The organism is Rhodococcus globerulus, from assembly GCF_019334125.1.
Lineage (GTDB): Bacteria > Actinomycetota > Actinomycetes > Mycobacteriales > Mycobacteriaceae > Rhodococcus_F > Rhodococcus_F globerula.
Genome location: NZ_CP079698.1, coordinates 855422 through 882079, shown reverse-complemented (window position 1 = coordinate 882079; position 26658 = coordinate 855422). Strand labels below are relative to the sequence as shown.

Annotated in this window: 1 protein-coding gene; it reads left to right on the top strand. The window is 64.2% G+C overall.

Annotated elements, in window-relative coordinates; genetic code table 11:
* Window positions 1-46 precede the first annotated feature (46 nt).
* Window positions 47-26584: a non-ribosomal peptide synthase/polyketide synthase gene (locus tag KYT97_RS03910; protein ID WP_219111792.1), complete on the top strand. Its 26538-nt coding sequence runs from the start codon at window positions 47-49 to the stop codon at window positions 26582-26584.
* Window positions 26585-26658 lie beyond the last annotated feature (74 nt).

The following is a 26658-nucleotide window of genomic DNA, read 5'->3' as shown; positions in this document are numbered from 1 at the left end:
CACCTTTCGATCGCCACTCCCGGCGAAGCATGCGGGGGTGGTTGTGATGGGTACCGACAATCGGGATGAGCAGTCGCGAACTCTGCCTGCCGGGGCGTTTCCGTTGTCCGCGGTGCAGCGGAGCATGTGGTTTGCGCAGCAGTTACACCCGGCGGTTCCGTATTTCATCGCGCAGTACATCGAGATACACGGCGACCTGGACATCGACTTGTTGTCGCGGTCTGCGGTGGCGGCGGCGCACGAGTTCGAATCACCGTTCCTGCGGTTGATGTACCCGGATGGCGAGCCGTGCCAGATCGTCGACCCCACAATCGGCGCGGAGATCGACTACTTCGACTTTCGAGAATGTGACGATCCGCGCGAAGCTGCTGCGGAGTGGATGGACAACGATCACGCAACACCGCTCGATTTGACGCGAGACCGTCTGGTCGAAATGACGATCCTGCAAACGGGGGATCGAGATTACCTGTGGTACACGCGAATTCACCACGTAGCGCTCGACGGATACAGCGGCATGACCATCGTCAACCGCATAGCGGCGCTCTACACCTCGGAACTCGAGGGGCGTGAGCCCGCGCCCAACAAGGCGCTCGATGTGGTGAAGCTGTCGGAGTTGGACCAGGCGTATCGGGCGTCGAGTCGATTCGATGCTGATCGGCAGTACTGGGCCGAGCGCATCGCAGGCGTGGATCACGGATCGACACTCGCGGGCCGGGAAGCACCACCTCGCGCGCATTCTCGGATTGTGACGGATTCGCTGTCGGAAACGTCCGTCGCAGCTCTGGACGAGTGGAGTGCACGTTCGGGTGCAACGCCGGCTGCTGTGCTGATTTCGGCGTTGGCCTGCTACCTATCGCGTCGTACCGGTTATCGGGACGTGTTGATCAATTTGCCGGTCTCGGCTCGCACCACAGCGCCGTTGCAGCGCTCGGGCGGCATGTTGGTCAACGTGGCTCCGCTGCATATCGAGGTGCTCCCGGGTGACACTGTCGATGATTTGGTGGGGCGAGTGCAGCTCGAGCTACTCGGCGCGCTTCGGCATCAGCGGTGCAGCCTCGAAGACATTCGCCGGGATGCCGGACTGTCGATGGAGGATCAGCGACTGTCCGGGCCGATGATGAACGTGATGCTCTTCCGTCAGGAAATCACCTTGGGCCCGATGGTCGGTGAGTACCACATCGTGACGTCGGGTCCGGTGGAAGACCTGCTGGTCAACATCTATCAGAGCGGTAGTCCCGTCAAGACGCTGATCGAGTTCCGCGCCAATCCGGATCGTTACGAGCGCACCGAACTCGAAGAGCACCACGCAGATTTTGCGGAGTTGATTCGTGAGTTGATCGCGGTTGGTCCCGGCACACCGCTGGATCACGTTCATCGCAGGACGGCTGAGATCGGTAGGGAGCGCGCGCGGGCCCGTGAGCTCGAGCAGTTCTGGGCCAGGGAGATGACGGACGCCCCCGAAGGCGCGTCGGTGGTGCTTGATCGTCCACGCACCTCGGATCACCGCGAGGAGATCGGAACTCTGCGCACCCCGATCGCACCCGAGTTGCACCAGCGCATGCGGGCAGCGGGCACAGACGTGTTCAGTCTGGTTCACGGCGCCCTGGCCATCGTGCTGTCTCGGCTGACAAACACCGACGACATCGTGATCGGTGCTCGATTTGCGCCGGGCGCACCCGTAGTGCCGCTCCGCAGCGCAGTCGATCAAGCGCATTCGTGCGCCGATGTATTGAATGATGTTGCAGACCATGATGTTACGGTCCGCGACTACAGCCAGGGCGTAGTGGACACCGCCGGACTGCATGTCGTCCTGACCGACGGTCCTACCAACCGCACAATCGAGGGCGCAGACCTTTCCATCGGTGTGGTCGACGACGCGGGAACGTTGACGTTGGACGCCGCCTACGACCAGGATGTGCTCGACGAGCGCTCCGCGCACCAGGTGCTCACGCGAGTGCTACGGGCATTGGGCCGGGCGCTGGAATCTCCCGGCATGGCAGTGGGTGATCTTCCGATACTCGACGAGGCCGAAGGGGAATCGCTCCGCGCAGTTCCCGGTCCCGCAGCGGCGTCCCCTCGCACTCTCGCGCACATTCTGTGCACCGCCGCACAAGTGAATCCGGACGCCGACGCGGTAGTCGTGGGCGATCAGGCACTGACGTACCGAGACCTCGACGCCCAGTCGAATGCGCTGGCGCGAGAGTTGATTGCGCGCGGAGTCGGCCCGGGGACGTATGTTGCGCTCGCACTGGCACGTTCACGAGAATCGGTGATCGCCACCTGGGCTGTGGCGAAGGCCGGTGGCGCATTCCTTCCCGTCGACCCGCACTATCCGTCCGACCGGATCACGCACATGCTGACCGACTCCGGGGCGACGCTCGGGATCTGCACCAGTGATGTCCGGGGCGGATTGGGGGACACTGTCGGCTGGCTGGTGCTCGGTGACCTGGAGGAGCACCGTTCGAGCGCAGCTATCACCGACGCAGATTTGCTGAGGCCGCTGCGACTCGACGATCCCGCCTATCTGATCTACACCTCGGGTTCGACCGGCGTGCCCAAGGGCGTTGTGGTCACGCATCGCGGTGTGAGCAGTTTTGCCGAGGAACTACGAATCCGTTTCGGTACCAGCCCCGACGCACGGACCCTGCACTTTTCTTCCCCCAGTTTCGACGCGTCCGTTCTCGAACTCCTGCTTGCGTTCGGAGCCGCGGCGACGATGGTGATCGCACCACCCACGGTCTACGGCGGTGAAGAACTGGCGGAGGTCCTGCGCGCGGGCAAAGTGACGCACGCATTCATCACCCCGGCTGCCCTCGCGACTGTTGATCCGGACCACTTGCCCCTGCTGCGTGTGATCGCCACGGGCGGTGACGCGTGCTCGTCGTCGCTTGTCGAGCAATGGTCCGGGCACCGGTTGATGTTCAACGCGTACGGACCGACCGAGACGACTGTTGTCGCCACCATGGCCGGTCCGCTGCGCAGCGACGTTCCGGTCACGATCGGTCAACCCGTGCGGGGAGCGTCGGCGATGGTGCTCGACGCACGGTTGCACCCCGTGCCGATCGGGGTGGCCGGCGAGTTGTACGTCAGTGGTGTCGGCCTGGCCCGCGGCTACCACGGACAGGGCGCCACGACGGCTCAGCGTTTTGTCGCTGCCCCGAACGGGGAAGCCGGCGAGCGGATGTACAGGACGGGTGATCTGGTTCGTTGGACTGCCGACGGTGAGTTGGAATACCTCGGCCGCAGTGACTTCCAGATCAAAGTCCGCGGATTCCGGATCGAACTCGGTGAGATCGACGAAGTGCTGCGTCAGCATTCGAGCCTCGACGACGTGGTGACTGTCGGGGTGAGCGGCAGCAGCGGACAGACGATGCTGGCGTCGTACGTCACGGCAGCGCCGGGGATGCGTATCGAGGTGCCGGAGGTGACGGCGCATGCTGCGGCATCGCTGGCACCGCACATGGTGCCCTCACGCATCGTGGTGCTGGACGCGATTCCCCTGACACCCGCCGGGAAGATCGACCGCAACGCCTTGCCGGCAATCGACGAGGCGTCGGGGATCGGCGAGTACCGCGCACCGGAAAGCTCTACCGAAAAGCGCGTCTCGGCTGTGTACTGCGATCTTCTCGGCATCGCCCGCGCCGGCACGAATGACAGCTTCTTCGACCTCGGCGGCGACTCGCTGATTGCCACGCGGGTGGTGGCGCGGGTGAACGGCGCGCTCGGCACGTCCCTGAGCGTGCTCGATCTGTTCGAGGCGCCGACCGTGTCCGGATTGGCTGCGCGCGCGGATTCCTCGGATTCACGTGAGACTCTCCTCCCGCCGTTGACGAGGATCGAGCGTCCCGAACCGATTCCGGCATCACTGGCGCAGCAACGCATGTGGCTGATCAACCAACTCGACCCGGCGTCGCCGGCGTACAACATTCCGATCGCCGTCCACTTGACGGGCCCCCTGAACGTGGCGGCATTGTCGACAGCCCTGCGGGATGTCCTGATCCGCCACGAGTCCCTACGCACGGTGTTCCCGGCCACCGCGTGGGGTCCGGTGCAGAAGGTGCTCGACGTCGCCGATGTGAATCCGGAACTGACAGTCGAGACGACTTCCGCCGACGCGATGCGTGCCCGAGCCGAAGAGCTGGCGCGGCTGGGGTTCGACGTCACGTCGGCGCCCCCGGTGCGTGCAGTGTTGCTCGAAGCCTCCGAACACGACCACGTGCTGGTCCTGGTGGTGCACCACATCGCCGCCGACGGTCTGTCGATGACACCGTTGGCCCGCGACGTCATGGTGGCGTACTCGGCCCGGGAGTCCGGACGGGTTCCGGCGTGGTTGCCGCTCGAGGTGCAGTACGGCGATTTCAGCGAGTGGCAACGCCGTGTGGTCGGTGATGCGGCAACACCCGATTCGATACTCGGCTCGCAGTTGAATTTCTGGCGCGGGGAACTCGCTGCCCGCGACGACCTTCCGGAACTTCCGATGGATCATCCGCGCCCGGCGCGTGGATTCCTGCGCGCCCACGACGTGAACTTCACGATCGATGCACCGACCTATCGCCGTGTTGCGGCCATCGCTGCCGAGCACGATGCCAGCGTGTTCATGGTGGTGCATGCAGCGTTGGCGGTCCTCCTCGCTCGGGAGTGCGGCGGGAACGACATCGTCATCGGCACACCCGTAGCCGGGCGAAGTGAGCGTGCGCTCGACGACGTCGTCGGCATGTTCGTCAACACGTTGGCCCTGCGCACCGTCATCGACGCGGCCGCGAGTTTCGAAACCGTCGTATCCCGCACGCGCGCCACCGATGTGGCAGCACTGCGGCACAGTGACGTTCCCTACGACGTGCTGGTGGACGCTCTGAGCGGTGACTCGCCGCTGTTCCAGGTCATGCTTGTCATGGAGGGTGCAACGCCCACCGAGGTCGCTCTGCCGTCCCTGACCGTCTCGGTGGACGAATTAGACACCGGCGCTGCAAAATTCGATCTCCAGGTCGTTGTCACCGAGCGTGGTGATCACCTGGAGGGGAGATTGAACTACGCAAGTGATCTGTTCGACTCCGACACCATGTCCGGATTGGCAGATCGGTTTGTCTCTCTTCTCGACACAGCGACTCAGAAGCCGGATTCCGTCGTCGGAGACATCGACCTGTGCGCAGTAGGCGAGCGCACGTTGGTCCTCGAGCGGTGGAACGCGACGTCGCGACCGCTCGAGGCACTGACCCTGGACGATCTGACACGCGCCCAGGCCGAGCGAACTCCCGAAGCCGTCGCTCTGCGCTTCGGTGACGCCGCTCTGACCTACGAACAGTTCGACAACCAGGTGAACGCACTGGCTCGGACGTTGATCGCCCGCGGCGTCGGGCCTGATCAGCGCGTCGCGGTGGCGATCCCGCGCTCGCTGGAACTGTTGGTGGCGATCCATGCGGTGATCCGCAGCGGCGGCGCATACGTCCCGGTAGATCCGGACCATCCGGAGGAGCGAATCCGGTACGTGTTGTCCGTGGCATCACCGGTGTGTGTCCTCGGCAGCAGTGGACATCACGGGCACCTCCCGACGGACATCGACGTCCTCGATGTCGACCTCGAGGCTTCGCCGACCCCTCCGGTTACCGACGCCGACCGGATTGCTCCGCTCCACCCGGACAACATCGCTTACGTCCTCTTCACATCCGGCTCCACCGGTCGCCCGAAAGGTGTTGCCGTATCGCATCGTTCGATAGTCAACCGGCTAAAGTGGATGCAAGGCGCCTACCCACTCGAACCGTCGGATGTCGTGGTGCAGAAAACGCCGATCACCTTCGACGTCTCGGTCTGGGAACTGTTCTGGCCCCTGCAGACCGGTGCGGAGTTGGTGATCGCGGCGCCGGACGGTCACCGCGACCCGACCTATCTCTCGACGTTGATCGCCGAATCGCGGGTCACCGTGGCCCACTTCGTTCCGTCCATGCTCGCCGAGTTTGTTGCCGTCGCATCGCGCGGCGACTGCGCAACTCTGCGCCACGTGTTCAGTAGCGGCGAAGCACTGCCTCCGGCCACGGCGATGGCCCTGACCCGCGTGAGTGACGGCGCCCTGCACAATCTGTACGGCCCCACAGAAGCAGCTGTGGACGTCACCGCGTCCGAATACCTGCCCGGCCCGGGAACGTCGGTTCCGATCGGGGCACCGGTCTGGAACACCCAGGTCTACGTGCTCGACTCGCGCCTGCACCCGGTTCCGGTCGGCGTTCACGGCGAGTTGTACCTCGCCGGCGTCCAGTTGGCGCGCGGATATTTCGGCAGGAGCGAGCTCACCGCAGACCGCTTTGTAGCCGATCCGTACAGCCGAACCGGGGCCGCCCGCATGTATCGCACAGGCGACATCGTGCGGTGGCGGGTGGACGGTCAACTCGACTACATCGGCCGAAAAGATTTCCAGGTCAAGATTCGTGGTCTGCGGATCGAGTTGCCCGAGGTCGAATCGGCGATACTACGCACCCCGGGGGTAGCGCAGGCAGCGGCCCGTGTTCATCACGACGACGCGCTCGGCGATTCTCTTGTCGGATACGCGATCGGCGACAAAGGGGCTGCGCTCGACGCGGATCGGATTCGGCAGGTGCTTCGGGACGAACTTCCGGCGTACATGGTGCCGTCGTCGATCATCACGATGGATGCTTTTCCGCTCGGTTCCACCGGAAAACTCGATCGAACGGCGTTGCCGGATCCCACCTTTACGAGCACGCGTGCATATGTCGCACCACGGACGCCGCTCGAGCAGACCATCGCAGACATCCTCGCTGATCTTCTCGGTACCGACGAGATCAGCGTCGACGACAACTTCTTCGACATCGGCGGCAACAGCCTCATCGCGGCCCGCGCGATTGCCCGTATCAACGACGCGCTGGGGGTGAGCCTGTCAATTCGCAGTATCTTCGACGAGCCGACAGTCGAAGGCTTGGCAACGAACTGCGAGAGCGCGGCGCGCGCAGCGACAACGCTTCCACTGGAACCGCAGGCGCGTCCGGACCGAATCCCGTTGTCGCTGGCCCAGAAGCGAATGTGGTTCGTCAACCAGTTCGACATCAGCTCGTCGGCGTACAACGTGGCCATCGCGATCCGGATGCGCGGCGACCTCGATCACGGTGCCCTGCAGAATGCGCTCGGCGACGTACTCGAGCGGCACGAATCGCTGCGCACGTCGTTCCCGATGGTGGACGGTGTTCCCGCTCAGGTCGTCGTTCCGGCAGCTGATGCGTTGCCGTCGCTGCCACTGCACCGCTGCGCGCCGGAAGAACTCCGCAGCCGGATCAACGAGGTGGCCACGGCAGGATTCGACGTCACGGCCGCACCGCCGATCCGAGCGGAACTGATCGGGGTATCGACTGACGAACATGTCCTCGTCGTGGTGGTGCACCACATCTGCGCGGACGGTTTCTCGATGGCGCCGCTGGCAATCGACGTGATGACCGCGTATTCCGCGCGCACTCGCGGCTTCATACCGAATTGGGCACCGCTGCCGATCCAGTACGCAGATGTTGCGTTGTGGCAGCAGAGCGTTCTCGGCGACGTCACCGAGAGTGGAAGCGAACTGTCCCGCCAACTCGACTACTGGACACACCGACTCGAAGGGCTCCCCGAAGTACTGCAACTACCGACGGATCGACCCCGTCCGCGCGTTCAGGATCTGTCCGGCGCCGTTGTACGGTTCGAGATCGACGCGGACGTGCATCGACGGTTGCTTGCCACCGCGCAGAATTCTCGCAGCAGCCTCTTCATGGCGATGCACGCGGCATATGCGTTGCTGCTGGGACGACTGTCCGGGATGGATGACATCGCGATCGGTTCACCGATTGCCGGCCGAGGTAACGCGCTGCTCGACCCGATGGTCGGCATGTTCGTGGGAACACTGGTCCTGCGCACCGGGTTCGACCCCGCTCGTTCCTTTGCCGACGCTCTCGAGCAGGTCCGCAGTGTCGACCTGGACGCCTTCGACAACGCGGACATTCCGTTCGAGCGCGTCGTGGATGCCCTGTCGCCGCAGCGGTCCACGTCGCACTCTCCACTGTTCCAGGCGATGCTCGAGTTCAAGAACACCGAGCGGCCGGCATTGACTCTCGACGGCCTGGACGTGGACATTCTCGACCTCGAAACAGTGGTGTCCAACTTCGATCTCCAGTTGACGCTCGCCGAGAAGTTCGACGAGCACGGCGAACCGGCGGGGATCGAGGGCGGATTCACCTACGCGAGCGCATTGTTCGACAGCGCCACCATCGAGCGCTTTTCCGAGTACCTGCTCCGAATCACCGACGCGGTCACCCGGGATCCACATGCGCCCGTTGGCGACATCGACTTGCTCGGTAGCGCCGAGGTGCGCGCCGCCGACACGCGAGCACTTCCCGAACCTGCGCTTCTGCCGGACTTGATCTCGGCGAACTACCGTAGCGATTCGATCGCGCTGGCCTTCGAGGGAATCGAGATCGCCTACGAAGCTGCAGATCGGCACGCCAATCAACTTGCACGAGTGCTGATCTCGCACGGAGCAGGACCGGAGAGCGTCGTGGCACTTGCCTTGCCGCGATCGGCGACGTCCGTGCTCGCGATCTGGGCGGTCGCTCGAACCGGTGCAGCGTTTGTTCCCGTCGACCCGTCGTATCCGGCAGACCGGATCAAGCACATGATCACCGATTCCGGCGCGTGTGTAGTCGTGACCACCACGACCGACACACACACCATTCCGGAGGACGTGAGCACGGTTGTTCTCGACACGATGGAGGTCCGCGCAGAATGCGCTGCCGCATCGGACGAACCGATCCGCGATTCCGAACTCCGCGCGCCCCGATCCCTCGACCACGTTGCCTACGTCATCTACACGTCCGGCTCGACCGGACTGCCCAAGGGCGTCATGGTCACCCACCGGGGCCTGGCAGCACTCGCCGAGCAGGAACGCATCACATTCGGGGTCGATACACACTCACGGACTCTGCATTTCAGCTCGCCCAGCTTCGACGCCTCGATCCTCGAACTGCTGCTCGCGGTGTCCGCGGGCGCAACGATGGTGATCGCACCGCCCTCGATCCTGGGCGGCGACGAACTCACGGCTCTGCTGCGCGACGAGCACGTCACTCACGCCTTCATCACACCCGCCGCGCTGGCAACCGTCGACGGAAGCGTCCTGGGCGAACTCGAGGCTGTCGGGACCGGCGGCGACGTCTGCCCGCCCGAACTGGTAGCGGCCTGGGCGCGCCCGGGGCGGATCATGATCAACGCGTACGGGCCGACCGAATCGACCGTCGTCGCGAGTATCACCGAACCGCTGACGCCGTCGCGGCGCGTCAGTATCGGACGGCCGTCGCTCGGGATCACCGCATCCGTCCTCGACGCGCGACTACACCCCGTGCCGATCGGTGTGGCCGGCGAACTGTACGTCAACGGCGACGGTGTGGCCCGCGGGTACCGGAACCGAACCGCCGTCACAGCCGAACGCTTTGTCGCCGATCCCGCCGGAGCTCCAGGCAGCCGGATGTACCGGACCGGTGACCTGGTCCGCTGGAACGGTGAGGGCGAACTCGAGTACCTCGGTCGCAGCGACTTCCAGGTCAAGATCCGCGGCTTCCGCATCGAACTCGGCGAGATCGAAACGGCACTCACAGGGTGCCCTGGTGTGGCTCAAGCTGTCGCGACCACGGTCGAGCGTGACGGCGGACCGGCACGGATCGTCGGATATGTCGTTGCCTCGGATACCGACGTCTCGCTTCTGAGTCCGGATGACGTCATCGCGGTGGTCAGCACCCAACTGGCCCCGCACATGGTGCCGTCGACGGTTGTCGTCCTGGACGAATTGCCGCGCACGTCCAACGGAAAGCTTGATCGCCGCGCACTCCCGGTCCCGGACTTCGCTGCCGCCCGCACGCATTCGCGAGCAGCGGAAACCGAACTCGAGACGGCTCTCGCCGCATTGTTCGCCGACGTTCTCGGGCTGGATTCGGTAGGCGTGGACGATTCGTTCTTCTCACTCGGCGGCGATTCGATCATGTCGATCCAACTGGTGGCTCGCGCTCGCACGAGCGGCATCGTGTTCTCGCCGCGTGAGGTGTTCGAAGCCAAGACCGTCGCCGCACTTGCGGCAGTGATCGAGCTCGCCGAAGACGGCGCACCGCTCGTGCTGGAGGAACTGCCGGGAGGGGGAGTGGGTTCGATGCCGCTCCTGCCGGTTGCGCACTGGTGGCTCGATCGATTTGCCGAGAACACGGCAGGACTGGACTCGTTCTCGCAGTCCACTCTGCTCAACGCCCCCACTGCTCTGCATGGCATCGAACAGCTCACTGCCGCAGTACAAGTCGTTCTCGACCGCTACGGAACGCTGCGCGCTCGACTCGAATTGCAACCGCACCGGGCGCTGGTCGTCGGCGAGATCGGGAGCATCGACGCGGCCCACGTGTGCCGACGCGTTCAGGTGGACGCCGAACCGGGAACGTCGGAGTTCGACGAGGCGATCGTCACCGCCCTCGACGACGCCCGCGACGCGTTGGATCCACGAAACGCGTCGATGATCAAGGTCACCTGGTTGTCCGGCCCCACCGGCGCCGGACGCTTGCTCCTGGTCATTCACCATCTTGCAGTGGACGGTGTCTCCTGGCGGGTACTGGTACCCGAACTCGCGGCAGCCTTCCATCAACTCGACGCCGGACTCACCCCCGCCTCGACGTCGACCCCCGGTGAGACGTCCCTGCGGCGGTGGGCAACCGCTCTCGCGGAGATCGCCCCGACCCGTCGCAGCGAGATAGACCTGTGGCGTTCCATGCTGGCCGGAGCGGACCCGCAAATCGGTTCGCGGCCGCTGGACCCGCACCTCGATACCGGCCGGGCGTTGGCGCGCGTAGCCGTCGAGGTTCCGGTGGACGTGTCCGAGACCGTGCTGACCGCCTTGCCCGCGCTGTATTCGGGCTCGGTCAACGACGGACTGCTCGCTGCGCTGGCGCTGGCGGTGACGCAGTGGCGATCGTCTCGCGGAGTTCGGGCCGACGACGTGCTGGTCTCGTTGGAGGGACACGGTCGCGAGGCGCACGTCGTCCCCGGTGCCGATGTTCTGCACACGCTCGGCTGGTTCACGACCGTGTTCCCGGTGCGGGTGGATCTATCGGCAGTCGATACCGCCGCACTGCTGTCCGGGCAGGAAAATGCCGGACCGCTTCTCAAATCGGTCAAGGAACTGCTTCACACAATTCCCGACAGCGGCATCGGATACGGACTGCTCCGCTATCTCGACGATGTCGGGCAGCAACAACTGTCGGGACCGGACTCGCCTCAGATTTCCTTCAACTACCTGGGCCGATTCGGCGGCTCCGAATCTTCTCACGACGGCGACTGGGCGTTGGCATCGGACGTCGATCTGGAAGCATCCGCGCGGGGATCCGACATGCCGCTCGCGGCCGTCCTGGACGTCAATGCCGTCGCCACCGACATCGACGGGCGACCACAGTTGTCGGCTACGTGGGCGTACCCGTCCGGCGTTCTGTCAGACGGCGATGTCCGGGAGATCGCGGACTTGTGGGTATCGGCGCTCACCGCACTGGCCGCCCACGCCGAGAATTCCGAACGCGGCGGGTTCACCCCGTCGGATCTCCCGCTGGTGGAACTCGATCAGAGCGCTATCGACCGCTTCGAGGAGCAGATCCCCGATCTGGCCGACATCTGGTCACTCTCACCCCTGCAAGCCGGGTTGCTCTTCCACGCGCGGTACGCCGAACACACCGTCGACGCGTACACCGTGCAGTTGACCCTCGACCTCGAGAGCGTCGAACCTGCGCGTCTCCATCGCTCCGCGCAGGCACTGCTCGATCGACACGACAACCTCCGCACCTCGTTTGTCACCGACGAGGCCGGCAACTCCGTGCAGATCGTCCACGCGAATGCGGTTGTGCCGTGGACCGAGATCGACATCTCCCCGCTGCCGCCCAGCGAGCAGGACACGGAATTCTACGAACTGCTCCGAGCAGATCGCGTCCGCGGGTTCGACATGGCCACCGCGCCGTTACTGCGTTTCCTGCTCCTGCGTACGGGGGAGACAACCTACCGACTCATTCTGACCAACCATCACATCCTCCTCGACGGCTGGTCCATGCCGTTGCTGCTGCGGGATCTGCTGACGCTGTACGCGACGGACTCCGACCAAAGTGCCCTCTCACGCGTCCATCCGTACCGTGACTATCTCGAATGGCTCTCACACCGCGACACCGAGTCGGCTTTGACAGCCTGGTCGCATGCCCTGGCCGGGATGGACGAACCGACCTTGGTCACTCACGCCCGCACGGCCGAAGAACTGACCACCACATCGCGTGACAGGTTCCTCGAACTCGATGTCGCCCGAACCGAAGCCCTGCGCGGATTCCTTCGATCTCGCGGACTGACCATGGCATCACTGATCCAGGTGGGCTGGGGACTCGTGTTGAGCGAGTTGCTCGGCCGCGACGACGTGATCTTCGGCGGCACGGTGTCCGGGCGTCCACACGAGGTGCACGGTATCGAATCGATGATGGGGTTGTTCATCAACACCGTTCCCATCCGGGTGCGACTCGACGCACGAGAGTCCCTGGCCGAGTTGTGCATTCGCGTGCAGAGTGAGCAAACTGCGCTGCTCGACCACCATCATGTCGGTCTACCGGACATCTCGGCCGCAGTGGGCAGCGCAGCCACGTTCGACACATTGACCGTCTTCGAGTCGTACCCGGTCGATCGCACCGGGTTGTCCGCCGGAATAGACATCGCCGGAATGCACGTACTCGACGTGCATGACGCGCAGGACGCCGCGCACTACCCGTTGGCCGTCATCGCGTCCACCGACGGCGGCATGTTCAAGCTCAAGTTCGAGTACTTCCCGGGTGCACTCGCCGATCGGGACGTCGACGCGGTAGCCGACCGGTTGATGCGGACCCTCGAACTCATTGCCGCGCATCCCGACTTGCCGCTGGCTCACCTGTCCCTGATGCCCGAGCCGGAAATGCGCGAACTGGTTCCGGCGTACGGGACGCCGGGCGGGTCGAATCGCACTCTTGCCGAACTGTTCACCGACGCCGCAGCCCGTTTCCCGGATCGGATCGCACTGACCGCCGGCACGCGCCAGGTCACCTACTGCGAACTGGACGACGCATCCGATCGCCTTGCCCGGATGCTCATCGCCGATGGTGTCGCGGCTGAGGATCGGATCGCGATCGGCGTCAGCAGGTCCGTCGAATCCGTCGTCGCGATGTGGGCGATCACGAAGGCCGGCGCCGCCTTTGTTCCGGTTGATCCGCGCTATCCACGTGAGCGAATCGAGTTCATGCTCGCCGACTCCGCCGCACACATCGGGATCACCACCACCGAGCACTCCGGTGACCTACCCGCCGCTATCGGATGGATCGAACTGGATTCACCCGAAACGCAAGCGCGTCTGGCCACCTTGGCATCGGGCCGCAGTGTTACCCCCACGCGCTTGGACAACGCGGCGTACGTCATCTACACCTCGGGATCGACCGGACAACCCAAAGGCGTACTTGTCACGCACTCCGGCCTCGAGAACTTCGCCGACGAGGAACGTGAGCGTTTCGGGATAGACGAGCAGTCCCGCACCTTGGCATTGTCCTCGCCCAGTTTCGACGCCTCCGTTCTCGAATACCTCCTCGCGTTCCCCAACGGTGCCACCATGGTGATCGCGCCGACCACCGTGTACGGCGGCGAGGAACTCGCCGCAGTCCTGCGCGATGAGGCGGTCACCCACGGATTCATCACCCCGGCCATGCTCACCTCAGTGGATCCGAGCGGCATCGACGCGTTGACGTGCGTGATCGTCGGCGGTGAAGCGTGCCCACCGGAACTGCTACACACCTGGGCACCTGGGCGCTCCTTCCACAACCTGTACGGGCCCACCGAAACCACCATCGGCGCCAACATCAGCGACCCCATACCGGCCGACGGCACCGTCGTCCTGGGCGGACCGATCCGAGGCGTGCGCGAACTGGTCCTCGACCGACGCCTCCAACCGGTGTCCGTTGGAGTGCCCGGTGAGTTGTACATCGCCGGCGCCGGACTGGCGCGCGGCTATCACCAGCGTGCCGGGCTGACCGGCGAGCGCTTTGTCGCCGACCCCTACGGGGAACCAGGGGAGCGGATGTACCGCACCGGCGACGTCGTACGCTGGCGCGCCGACCGTACCGTCGAATACCTCGGCCGCAGCGACTTCCAGGTCAAGATCCGCGGCTTCCGCATCGAACTCGGAGAGATCGACACCGCCCTCGCCGCACTGCCGGGAGTCGAATTTGCCGTCACCCTCGCCGTTCACGGACCGGCCGATCAACAGGCACTCGCGTCGTACGTCCTGATCGACAGCGATGCTGCGGTGACCGTCGCAGACGTCCTCGCACACGCACGTGAGCACCTGCCCGCTCATATGGTCCCCGCCAGTGTTGTCATCCTGCACGACATCCCACTGACCGGCACCGGAAAAGTCGACCGGGCGGCCCTACCGGAACCGCAGTTCGACACCGCGGGCGGAGAATTCACGGCCCCGACCACCGAGTTCGAAAGACTGGTCGCCGCAGCATTCGACGAAGTCCTCGAATCGGGACCGATCGGCCTCGACACACACTTCTTCGACGCCGGCGGAAACTCGCTCACCGCGACTCGCGTCGTCGCACGGGTGAACGCCGCGCTGGGCTGCGACATCGGCGTTCGGACCCTGTTCGACGCCCCGACGGTACGGGCACTGGCACACGCCGCCCAGAACGCCGGCCGCGACCTCACCGCGCGAGTGCCACTCACCCCGATCGAGCGCCCCGAACCCATCCCGGTATCCGTCGCGCAGAAGCGCATGTGGTTCCTCAACCAATTCGACATCAGCTCACCGGCATACAACATCCCACTTGCCGTCACCCTGACCGGAGAACTCGACCACGACGCGCTGACCCGCGCTTTCGACGACGTCCTTGACCGCCACGAAAGCTTGCGGACGATGTTCCCCGCCACCGCCGGAACACCGACGCAACGCATCGTCCCCGTCGATGACGTCCCACTGAATCTGGAACCGGAACCCGTCGCCGAGCAGGATCTGATCAACCGCATCCTCGAATTCGGATCAGCAGGCTTCGACGTCTCACGCGCTGTCCCGATTCGCAGCACACTGCTCGAGATCGCCCCGGATCGCCACGTTCTTGTGGTCGTGGCTCACCACATCATCGCCGACGGGTTCTCCATGAGCCCCCTCGCGCTCGATGTTGCCACCGCCTACGCCGCACGTAGCACCGGCAGCGCGCCGACCTGGGCCGAACTACCCGTCCAGTACGCGGACTTCACGCTGTGGCAGCAGGCGAACCTCGGTTCGGAGGAGGACGCGGACTCGGAGATCTCCCGTCAACTCGACTACTGGACACACCAACTGGCGGATCTGCCCGACCCCATCAATCTGCCCACCTCGCATCCCCGTCCAGCGAAGCAGTCGATGCAAGGCGCCGTGGCGGCGTTCGAGATTCCGGCGAGCACCCACCGACTCCTCGCCGATGTAGCCCGCCAGCGCGGCGTCACCATGTTCATGGTCCTGCACAGCGCTTACGCGGCACTTGCTGCCCGACTATCCGGCCAGAGCGACATCGTGATCGGAACACCCATCGCCGGACGCGGTGAAGCCGAACTCGATCACCTCATCGGCATGTTCGTGAACACCCTGGTCCTGCGCACACCGCTCTCACTCGACTCCACCTTCGCCGACCTGCTCGATCAGGTGCGCGAGATCGACCTCGGTGCGTTCCAGCACGGCGACCTACCGTTCGAGCGTCTGGTCGACACACTGGACCCCGAGCGCTCCACATCGCACACTCCGCTGTTCCAGATCCTCCTCGAATTCCGCAACAACGTGGTGCCGACACTCGAACTTCCCGGACTGAGTGTGTCCGGAGTGGACATCGAACTCCCTGTCGCCAAATTCGATCTGCAACTCTCGGTCACGGAACGGTACGGGGAACACGGCGCTCCTGACGGCATCGATGCCGAGTTCATCTATGCCACAGATCTTTTCGACGCCGATCTCATGGAAACCTATGCTCGCCGGCTTGTCGAACTGCTCACCGCCGCCGCACAGGAGCCGACAACAAGGCTCGGCGACCTCGACATCCTCGACGACACCGAGCGCCGCACAGCGCTGACCGAATGGAACACCGCAGGATATGCGTCGCTCACCGCAGACGACACCATCGCAGATCGCTTCTACGCGAGCGTCGCGGCGCATCCCAACGCCACTGCGGTTGGTGACGGCACCACGTCACTCACTTATGCCGAACTCGACGGCCGCGCGAATCGACTCGCCAGGCTGCTGATCGCCCAGGGGATAGGACCGGAATCCGTCGTCGGCGTCGCACTGCCCCGCACCACCGAACTGGTGGTCGCGCTTCTTGCCGTGATCAAAGCGGGTGGCGCGTACCTGCCCATCGACGTCACCTACCCGGAAGAGCGCATCCGATTCCTCGTCGCCGACGCACAACCCGGTGCCCTGATCACGTCCGACGAGTTCCGGCGGATGTTGCCCGACGGCCTCACGGACGGTTACAGCCTCCCGGTGATCGAACTCGGGACACCGGAAACAGACCTGCGTCTCGAGCATCTTGCGCCGTCCCGGATCACCGACGCGGACCGCCTGGCTCCACTGCGCGGCGACTCGATCGCCTACATCATCTACACCTCCGGATCGACCGGACAGCCCAAGGGCGTGCTCGTCTCACACCGCAACGTCCTCACCCTCATGGACAACGCGTCCCCGACATTCGGCTTCGACCACACCGACGTGTGGACGATGTTCCACTCCTACGCCTTCGACTTCTCCGTCTGGGAACTGTGGGGCCCGCTCCTGCACGGTGGCCGCCTCGTTGTGGTCGACTACTACACAACCCGCTCACCGGACATGTTCGACGAGTTGTTGCGCCGCGAAGGTGTCACCGTCCTCAACCAGACACCCACCGCGTTCTACCAACTCGCAGAAGCCGACCGCGGTCATCACCCAGCACCGGGCGAACCAGACCTCGCGCTGCGCTACGTCATTTTCGGTGGAGAAGCACTCGACCTCGGTCAACTACGAAAGTGGTTCGACCGCAGACCCACAACACCTGCACTGATCAACATGTACGGCATCACCGAGACCACCGTCCATGTCAGTCGCATCGCCTTGACCCGCGACGACGCGCATCGCGGCTCCGCCAGCATCATCGGCCGCGGACTACCGGGAATGAACGTCTACGTCCTGGACCAGCGACTACGCCTGGTACCGCCCGGCGTCGTCGGAGAAATGTATGTATCCGGTGACCAGATCACCCGCGGGTATCTCGGCAAGCCCGCATTGACCTCTACGCGGTTCCTACCCGACCCTTTCGGTGGCTCGGGGGATCGAATGTATCGAAGTGGGGACCTTGCGAAGTGGAACGACGCGGGGCAGCTGGAGTATGTGGGACGCAGCGATTTCCAGGTGAAGGTGCGTGGTTTCCGCATCGAACTCGGTGAGATCGAAGCCGCCATGCTCCGCTGCCCCGGCGTCGCGCAATCCGTTGCCATCGTGCGCAGCGAAAGTGGCAGCTCGAGAATCGTCGGATACGTTGTGCCCGAAGCTGGAGCGAGCATCGATTCCGAGGCAGTGACCGTCTCCGTGTCCGCCGAATTGGCGTCGTACATGGTGCCGACGGTGATAGTGGTCCTGGACGAGCTTCCGCTGACCGTCAACGGGAAACTTGATCGGGGACATCTCCCGGCTCCCGATTTCACCGTGCTCACTCTGGGGCCGACGTCTAATCGAAGCCCTTCCACCACAACAGAATCCATGCTCGCCGATCTGTTCGCCGACGTTCTCGGCCTACCATCGGTCGGCATCGACGATTCCTTCTTCGGCCTCGGCGGCGATTCGATCATGTCGATCCAATTGGTCTCGCGGGCCAAGGACGCCGGACTGGCCTTCACTCCGCGCGACGTGTTCGAGGCAAAAACCGTGGCCGGACTCGCGCAGGTGGTCCGCAGCGAACCCGTCGAAACCGCACCCGCACTGGAGGAACTACCCGGCGGCGCAGTCGGAACAATGCCGCTTACCCCGATCATGACATGGCTCCTCGAGCGCAGTGGTGGTGATCTCGAACTGATCCGCAGCTACAGCCAGAGCGCGCTGCTCTCTCTGCCTCGTCACACCATTGCCCGTGCACTCGATGACGCCCTGCAATCCCTGCTCGACCATCACGATGTGCTGCGAAGCCGCCTCGACACCGGCACACGCAGCCTGATCGTCACCGAACCCGGAACGGTGCGCGCATCTGATGTACTGCACCGCCTGGAGATCAGTGCAGATCAGGGGCCGCAGTTCCGCCGCACCGCCGAAGAAGCCATGGCATACGCGTCGAGTCGCCTTGATCCCGAGAACGGAAAGATGATCGCAGCGGTGTGGCTCGATCCTGTCGGAGCCAGCGCCCGTGGACGGCTACTCCTGGTGATTCACCACCTTGCCGTCGACGGTGTGTCGTGGCGTCTACTCGTCCCCGATCTTGCGACCGCATATGCCGCCGCCGAAGCCCGCACTCCGGTCGCGCTGCCCGCAGATGGGACGTCGATGCGCCGGTGGGCAACCGGCCTCGCCGAACAGGCACCCGCGCGCCGCGCAGAACTCACGCGCTGGGAAGCCACCGCCGGCCGCGACGCACTGCTGGGAAACCGGGCACTCGACCCGACCGTCGACCTCGGTTCGACCGTGGAAAAGATCACCGTCGACATCGACTCCGCGGTCACCGACAACATTCTCACCGCCGTTCCGCACCTGTTCGGCGGCTCGGTGAACGACGGCCTGCTCGCAGCACTGGCACTGGCCGTGACCGGGTGGCGTCACTCGCACGGCAAGCGCGGCACCGATGTCCTGATCAATCTCGAAGGCCACGGACGTGAGGAAGCCGCTGTACCGGGAGCCGACCTGTCCCGAACCGTCGGCTGGTTCACCACCATCTTCCCGGTACGACTCGACCTCGCCGGCATCTCCGTCATCGACGCTCTCTCCGGCGGCGACGCCATCGCGTCGGCAGTGAAATCGGTGAAGGAAACGCTGCTCGCCGTACCGGACAACGGCATCGGGTTCGGAATGGCCAAATACCTCGACGACGCCCGATCACTGCATGAACTCCCGGCGCCGCAGATCTCGTTCAACTACCTCGGACGACTCGGTGGTACTGAGACCGGCAGCGAGGAAGTTCCGTGGTTGCCAGTGCCGGGAGTAACCCTCGACGAACCACACAACGGACAACTCCCGGCCGCGTCGGTGCTCGACATCAACACCGTGGCCACGGACAGCAGCAACGGCCTGGTCCTGCGCAGCACCTGGGCGTTCCCGGGAGGAATCCTCACCGCTACCGACGCGTCGGAGCTAGCTGAACTGTGGACCCGCGCCCTGACCGCGCTCAGCAACTACGTCGAGCAGACGCACATCCGGCAACTCACCCCGTCGGACGTCGACCTCGTCACTCTCGATCAGCCTGCGATCGAACACCTGACCACACGATTCCCCGACCTGACGGACGTCTGGTCCCTCTCACCGCTGCAATCTGGGCTGCTTTTCCACGCACAGTTCGACGACACCGGTATCGATCCGTACATGGTGCAGTTGACTCTCGAACTCGGCGGCCGCATCGATCACGCGCGGATGCAACGCGCCGCAGCGGCATTGCTCGACCGTCATCCCAGCCTGCGAGCCGGATTCATCGCAGCGCCCGGCGGGCGCGCGTTGCAGATCATTCGATCCGACGTGACGGCGGACTGGACGGATGCGGACCTGTCACATCTCCGGCCTTCCGAGATCGAAGCGGAGTGGACACGCCTCCTCGAGGCCGACCGCTCGCAGCGTTTCGATATGGAAACAGCGCCGCTGATCAGGTTCATGCTCGTCCGCATCAGTGACGACTCGGCCCGACTTGTCATCACCAACCACCACATCCTGCTCGACGGATGGTCGACGCCCCTCGTGCTGCGCGACCTGCTCACGCTGTACGCCACCGACGGTGACCCCGAGATCCTGCCCCGCGCACCGCACTACCGTGACTATCTCGCCTGGCTGACCACCCGCAACAGCAACACATCGCTCGAAGCCTGGCGAGGCGCTCTGCAGGGGATCGACACACCAACGCTGTTGGGCGCGTCCACCGACGACCCCGAGCAGACAAGTGAGGTGTGCTCGGTCAGTCTCTCGCCCGAACGCACCGATGTTCTCCGCACCTTTGTCCGCTCGCACGGACTGACCATGGCAACGGTCGTTCAGGCCGCGTGGGGAATTGTGCTGGGGGAGTTGCTCGGCCGCGACGACATCGTATTCGGTGGAACCGTCTCCGGGCGCCCACCCGAAGTGTCGGGCGTCGAGTCCATGGTGGGCCTCTTCATCAACACGGTGCCCGTACGCGTTCAACTGAACGCACGAGAATCACTGTCCGAGTTGTGCGTTCGCATCCAGGGCGAGCAAGCTGACATGCTCGATCACCACTACGTCGGACTCACCGACATATCCGCAGCGGTGGGCCCTGCCGCCTCCTTCGATACCTTGACGGTCTTCGAGTCCTACCCGGTCGATCGCGCCGGACTGTCCGCCGGTACCGATATCGCCGGCATGCATGTCCTGGGAATCGACGGACGTGACTCCGCCCACTACCCCCTGGCAGTGGTCGCCTCCGAAGATCGAGCCCTCCACATCAAGATGGAATACCAGCCCAGCCAGTTCACCGAGCGTGACACCGAGATCATCGCCGAACGCATACTCATCGCGATCGAACGTATCGCGGCGACGCCGGACGAACCACTGTCCTCGATGCACATCCTCACCGAATTCGAGAGCCGCGACCTGGTCCCCGTCTTCGGCGCCCCCGGGCGATCCACTCGAACACTCCCCGAGATATTTGCCGACGCCGCCGCAACGTTCCCCGAACACATCGCACTCTCGGCCGGCGAACGCGCACTTACTTACCTGGAACTGGACCGCAAATCCAACCAGTTGGCCCGCGAACTCATCAAGCGCGGCGCCGGCCCCGAAACCGCCGTCGCGATCGGTATTGCCCGCTCGATCGAATCGGTACTCGCGGTATGGGCCGTCACCAAAACCGGAGCAGTTTTTGTTCCCGTCGACCCCAACTACCCAGCCGACCGCATCGAACACATGCTCACCGATTCGAAAGTCCTGCTCGGCCTCACTGTCAGCGAGTCCGTCGACTCACTCCCACCCGCGGCGCCGTGGCTCGTCCTCGACGAAGAACCCTTCATCCGGGACGTCTCCCTCGCCTGCACACTCCCGATCAGCCAGGACGAACGACTGGGTGCAATCGACCTGAACAACGCCGCCTACATCGTCTACACCTCGGGTTCCACCGGGAAACCGAAAGGCGTCGTCGTCACCCATTCCGGCCTGGACAGCTTCGCGCTCGACCAACAACGACGCTTCCATGCCGACCACACTTCGCGCACATTGCATTTCGCGACGCCCAGCTTCGACGGCGCGATCTTCGAATACCTCCAGGCATTCGGCGTGGGAGCCACGATGGTGCTGGTGCCCACCGATATCTACGGCGGCAGCGAACTTGCCGAGCTCATCAAAACCGAACACGTCACACACGCCTTCATCACCACGGCCGCCCTTTCCACCGTCAACGCCGAAGGACTCGACGAATTCCGGCACGTTGTTGTCGGGGGAGAGGTCTGCCCACCGCACCTCGTCACGCAATGGGCCCCTGGACGTGAGCTCGCCAACGCGTACGGACCTACCGAAACCACCGTCATGGCCGACATCAGCGAACCCATGACCGTCGGCGCACCCATCACCATCGGCGGCCCCATCCGAGGCGTCAGCGAAATCGTCCTCGACAGCCGTCTCCAACCCGTACCTGTCGGCGCGCACGGCGAGCTGTACATCGCTGGCGTCGGTCTCGCCCGCGGCTACCACCAGCGCACCGGGTTGACCAGCGAACGGTTTGTGGCCAACCCCTACGGCAAGCCAGGGGAGCGGATGTACCGCACCGGCGACATCGTGCGCTGGCGCGCCGACCACACCATCGAATACGTCGGTCGCAGCGACTTCCAGATCAAAGTCCGCGGCTTCCGCATCGAACTCGGCGAAATCGACACCCAGATAACGTCCATCGACGGTGTCACCAACTCCGTCACCCTCGGCGTCGAAGGACCAGGGGGAGCGACCGTCCTCGCGTCGTACCTCACCGTTTCCGAAGGATCCGACCTCAGCCCCGCCGCCGTCGTCGCGCACCTGTCCGGACGTCTGCCCACCCACATGGTGCCGACCAGCATCACCATCGTCGACGAACTACCACGCAACGCCGTGGGAAAGATCGACCGCAGCGCACTACCCGCTCCGGACTTCACCGCGCCGTCCACGGAATTCCTGGCGGCCCGGACACCACTCGAACGGCAGATCGCAGCAGTGTTCGCCGACATCCTCGACCTGGACAAAGTTGGCGTCAACGACAACTTCTTCGACCTCGGCGGCAACTCGCTGATCGCCACCCGCGTGGTATCCAGGCTGAATACCGCCCTCGAACTCGACCTCGGCGTGCGGACGATCTTCGAATCACCCACCACCGCGCAGCTGGCAGTACTGATCTCCTCGCAGCGGGAAGAGGGGCCGTCGACCAGCATCCACGTCCCACTCGTTCCGTTCGAACGGACCGGCAACATTCCGCTCTCGCTTGCCCAGAAGCGGATGTGGTTCCTCAATCAATTCGACACCAGCTCAGCCGCGTACAACATTCCGTTTGCCGTGCGATTGACCGGTGACCTCGATACAAATGCCATGAAAGCCGCGATCGTCGACGTCGTCGGACGCCACGAAAGCCTACGAACCGTCTTCCCGACCGCGAACGGCGAACCGTTCCAGAAGGTGCTCGACGTCGCCGACGCCCTACCCGCCGTCGCTACGGCAACGGTCGGACCCGACGATCTCTTCAGTCGCATCAGCGAGCTCGCTCAGGAAGGGTTCGACGTAGCCAACGAACTTCCGCTGCGCGTCACGCTGTTCACGGTCGACACCACAACCGACGAGGCCGAACACGTCCTGTTCGTTGTGGTCCACCACATCTGCGCGGACGGGGCATCCATGGCTCCACTCGCACGCGACGTCATGACCGCCTACCTGTCCCGAACAGCCGGCATCGCACCGGCCTGGGAGCCGCTACCGGTCCAGTACGTCGACTTCACACTGTGGCAGCAACACGTCCTCGGCTCCGAATCCGATCCCGAATCGATCATCAGCAGCCAAATCGCGTACTGGGACGCACAACTCGCCGGGCTCGACGACGTCATCGCGCTACCAGCCGACCACCCCCGGCCGCTCCAACAGACTTTCCACGGTGACCGCTTCGACTTCCAGATCAACGCGGACACCCACCGTGCACTCACCGCGCTGACTCGTGAACAAGGCGTCACGATGTTCATGGCACTACACGGCGCGCTTGCCGTGCTCCTGGCAAAACTCTCCGGAGCTGACGAAGTCAGCATCGGCACACCCATCGCCGGACGAGGAAAAGACGAGCTCGAGAACCTCGTCGGAATGTTCGTCAACACACTGGTCCTGCGCACCCCCGTGAATCAAGATCAGACGTTCACCGAACTCCTCGACGGCATCCGCGACACCGATCTCGCCGCCTACCATCACTCGGATCTGCCATTCGAACGACTCGTCGACGTTGTCAATCCCACCCGGTCCACGTCGTACTCACCACTGTTCCAAGTCGCACTCGAACTGCAGAACAACGAGACGGTGGCGCTCGAACTACCCGGACTCACCGTCGAAGCACTCGGAACAGAATCCAAGACCGCAAAGGAAGACCTCGAACTGGTCGTCAACGAATCCTTCGACGCAGCCGGACAACCTGATGGAATGTCCGCGGCCTTCATCTTCGCCGTAGACCTCTTCGAACCCGACACCATTCACGCGTTGGCGCAGAGGCTCCAACTGATCCTCGACACCGTGGTCGGCAGCACCGACATCCACGTCGCCGACATCAACATCCTCGGCGCCGACGAGACCGAATCACTTGTCCCCGCATTGGGCGCCGACGCGACCCGACCGCGCACCTGGCCCGAAATCCTCGAGACCGCTGCCGCACTGAACCCCGACGCGCCGGCAGTCTCCAGCCAGGAACGCACCATGACCTACCGAGAACTCGACACCGAAGCCAATCGACTGGCACGAGTGCTCCGCGCCCGGGGAATCGGTCCGGAAGATTACGTTGCACTCGCGCTGCCACGATCGGCCTCGGAAGTCGTCGCGATCTGGGCCGTCGCCAAGACCGGCGCCGCCTACCTGCCCGTCGACCCGAACTACCCGCACGAACGCATTACCCACATGCTCGACGATTCTCAGGCGGTCCTCGGATTGACCGTCGCAGCACAGCACGCGAAGCTGCCCCCGAACATCGACTGGATAGTCGTCGACTCCGAACAGACCGCCCGCGAACTCACATCTCGGAGTCCCGCCCGATTCACCGATGCCGAACGCACCATGCCTCTACGCCTCGGGCACCCCGCGTATCTCATCTACACCTCCGGATCGACCGGAAAACCGAAGGGCGTCATCGTCACACACCTCGGCCTGTCCAACCTCAACGCCGAAGAGCACCAACGCTTCAACGTGCAGACCAACTCGCGCATCGCGCACCTCGCATCCCCGAGCTTCGACGCGTCGGTCTTCGAACTGATGATGGCGTTCGGCAGCGCCGCGTGCCTCGTCATCATCCCGCCGGCCGTATTCGGCGGATCCGAACTTGCCGAGATCTTCTCGGGCGAACACGTCTCGCATGCTTTCATCACGCCTACCGCGCTGAGCTCGATCGAAAGCTCGGCACTACCGGAGCTGCAGGTACTCGCAGTCGGCGGCGAAGCGTGCCCCACCGAACTCGTCGACACCTGGGGACGCGACCGGCGGATGTTCAACGGTTACGGACCCACCGAATCCACCATCCAAGCCGCCGTCAGCACGCCCATGCGGCCGGGGAAGAACATCAACATCGGTCGCCCCGCCATCGGTTTTGCCGGACTGGTACTCGACACTCACCTGCGGCCCGTCCCCGTCGGCGTCATCGGTGAGCTCTACGTCACCGGCCCAGGTCTCGCGCGTGGCTACCACCGCCGCCCCGGACTTACGTCCGACCGCTTTGTCGCGGACCCGTACGGCGAACCAGGCCAACGGATGTACCGCACGGGCGATCTGGTTCGCTGGAATGCCGATCACGCCCTCGAATACATGGGACGAAGCGACTTCCAAGTCAAGGTACGCGGATTCCGCATCGAACTGGGGGAGATCGACTCCGTTCTCACGTCACACCCGTCCGTGTCCTTCGCCGCAACCCTCGGCCAGGAAACACCGTCCGGCGACACCATGCTCGCGGCGTACGTTCAGCCCGTCGACGGACACACCATCGCGGAAGCCGAACTGCGGCATCATCTCTCGTCCAGACTTCCCGCACACATGGTTCCCGCGGCAATCATCGTCGTCGACAAGATCCCGATGACGCCGGTCGGCAAACTCGATCGCCGCGCACTCCCGACACCCGATTTCGAGAACCGCAACGTGCCGTACGCACCGCCCACAACCCACACCGAGGAAGTTGTGACCGAGGTCTTTGCATCCGTCCTCGGCGTCGACCGCGTCGGTATCGACGACAACTTCTTCGACCTCGGCGGCAACTCCATCGTCGCAACGAGGATCACTGCCGAACTCGACGAACGAATCGGCCGACGCGTCCGCCTGCAAGCACTTTTCCTCGACCCCACACCCGCAGGCGTTGCCCGAGCCGCAGACCAGGCGAATCAACCCGCCGACACGTCCGCCTTCCTCGCTCCGGTTGTCACTCTGCGCGCAGGCGGCACCAAACCTCCGCTGTTCTTCATCCATCCCGGCATCGGGTTGGCTTGGGGATACGCAGGATTCGCTGCGCATGTGGACCCAGATCGCCCTCTCTACGGCCTCCAACTGCCGTCCCTGAGCGGAGGACCCAGCTTCAGCACCCTCACCGAACTCGCTCAGAACTATGCAGACCGCGTCCAATCACTTGCACCCAGCGGGCCCATCCATCTGGTCGGGTGGTCACTTGGCGGCGTCATCGCCCACGCGGTGGCCCACGAACTCGAGAAGCGACACGCGGACGTCTCCACTGTTGCGATCCTCGACAGCTACCCATCCGCGGACAACGATCAACCTGTCGACCTCTCCGTCGCCGAATTGGTCGCAGGACTCGGATTGCCGCCGGGGGAGACAAACGTCGCGACGTTCGACGACGCTGTCGACCTCCTCGAGCGAACACTCGGGCCCGGCACCGGTATCGAGGCCGATCACCTCGCCCGGATCAGCGACGGCTATTCCCGCTCGGTCGCACTGGTGAATGCTCACCGTCCGCCGTATTTCGGTGGCGACATCGCATTTTTCATAGCCGGACAATCTAGTGAAAACGGTCATAGTGTCGACGAGTGGCGCGCATATGTGGGCGGTGCGATCGCAGCCGACACCGTTGACTGCGCACACAACCAGATGATCGACGCAGTGCCGTCCGCATACATAGCGGCAGCGTTGCGAGAGCATCTCATCTAGGACGATGCATGAAACTGGTAGCCGCTGGGTACTACTACGCACTAAGGTGCAAAGTGGCACCTACGGGGGAGTTT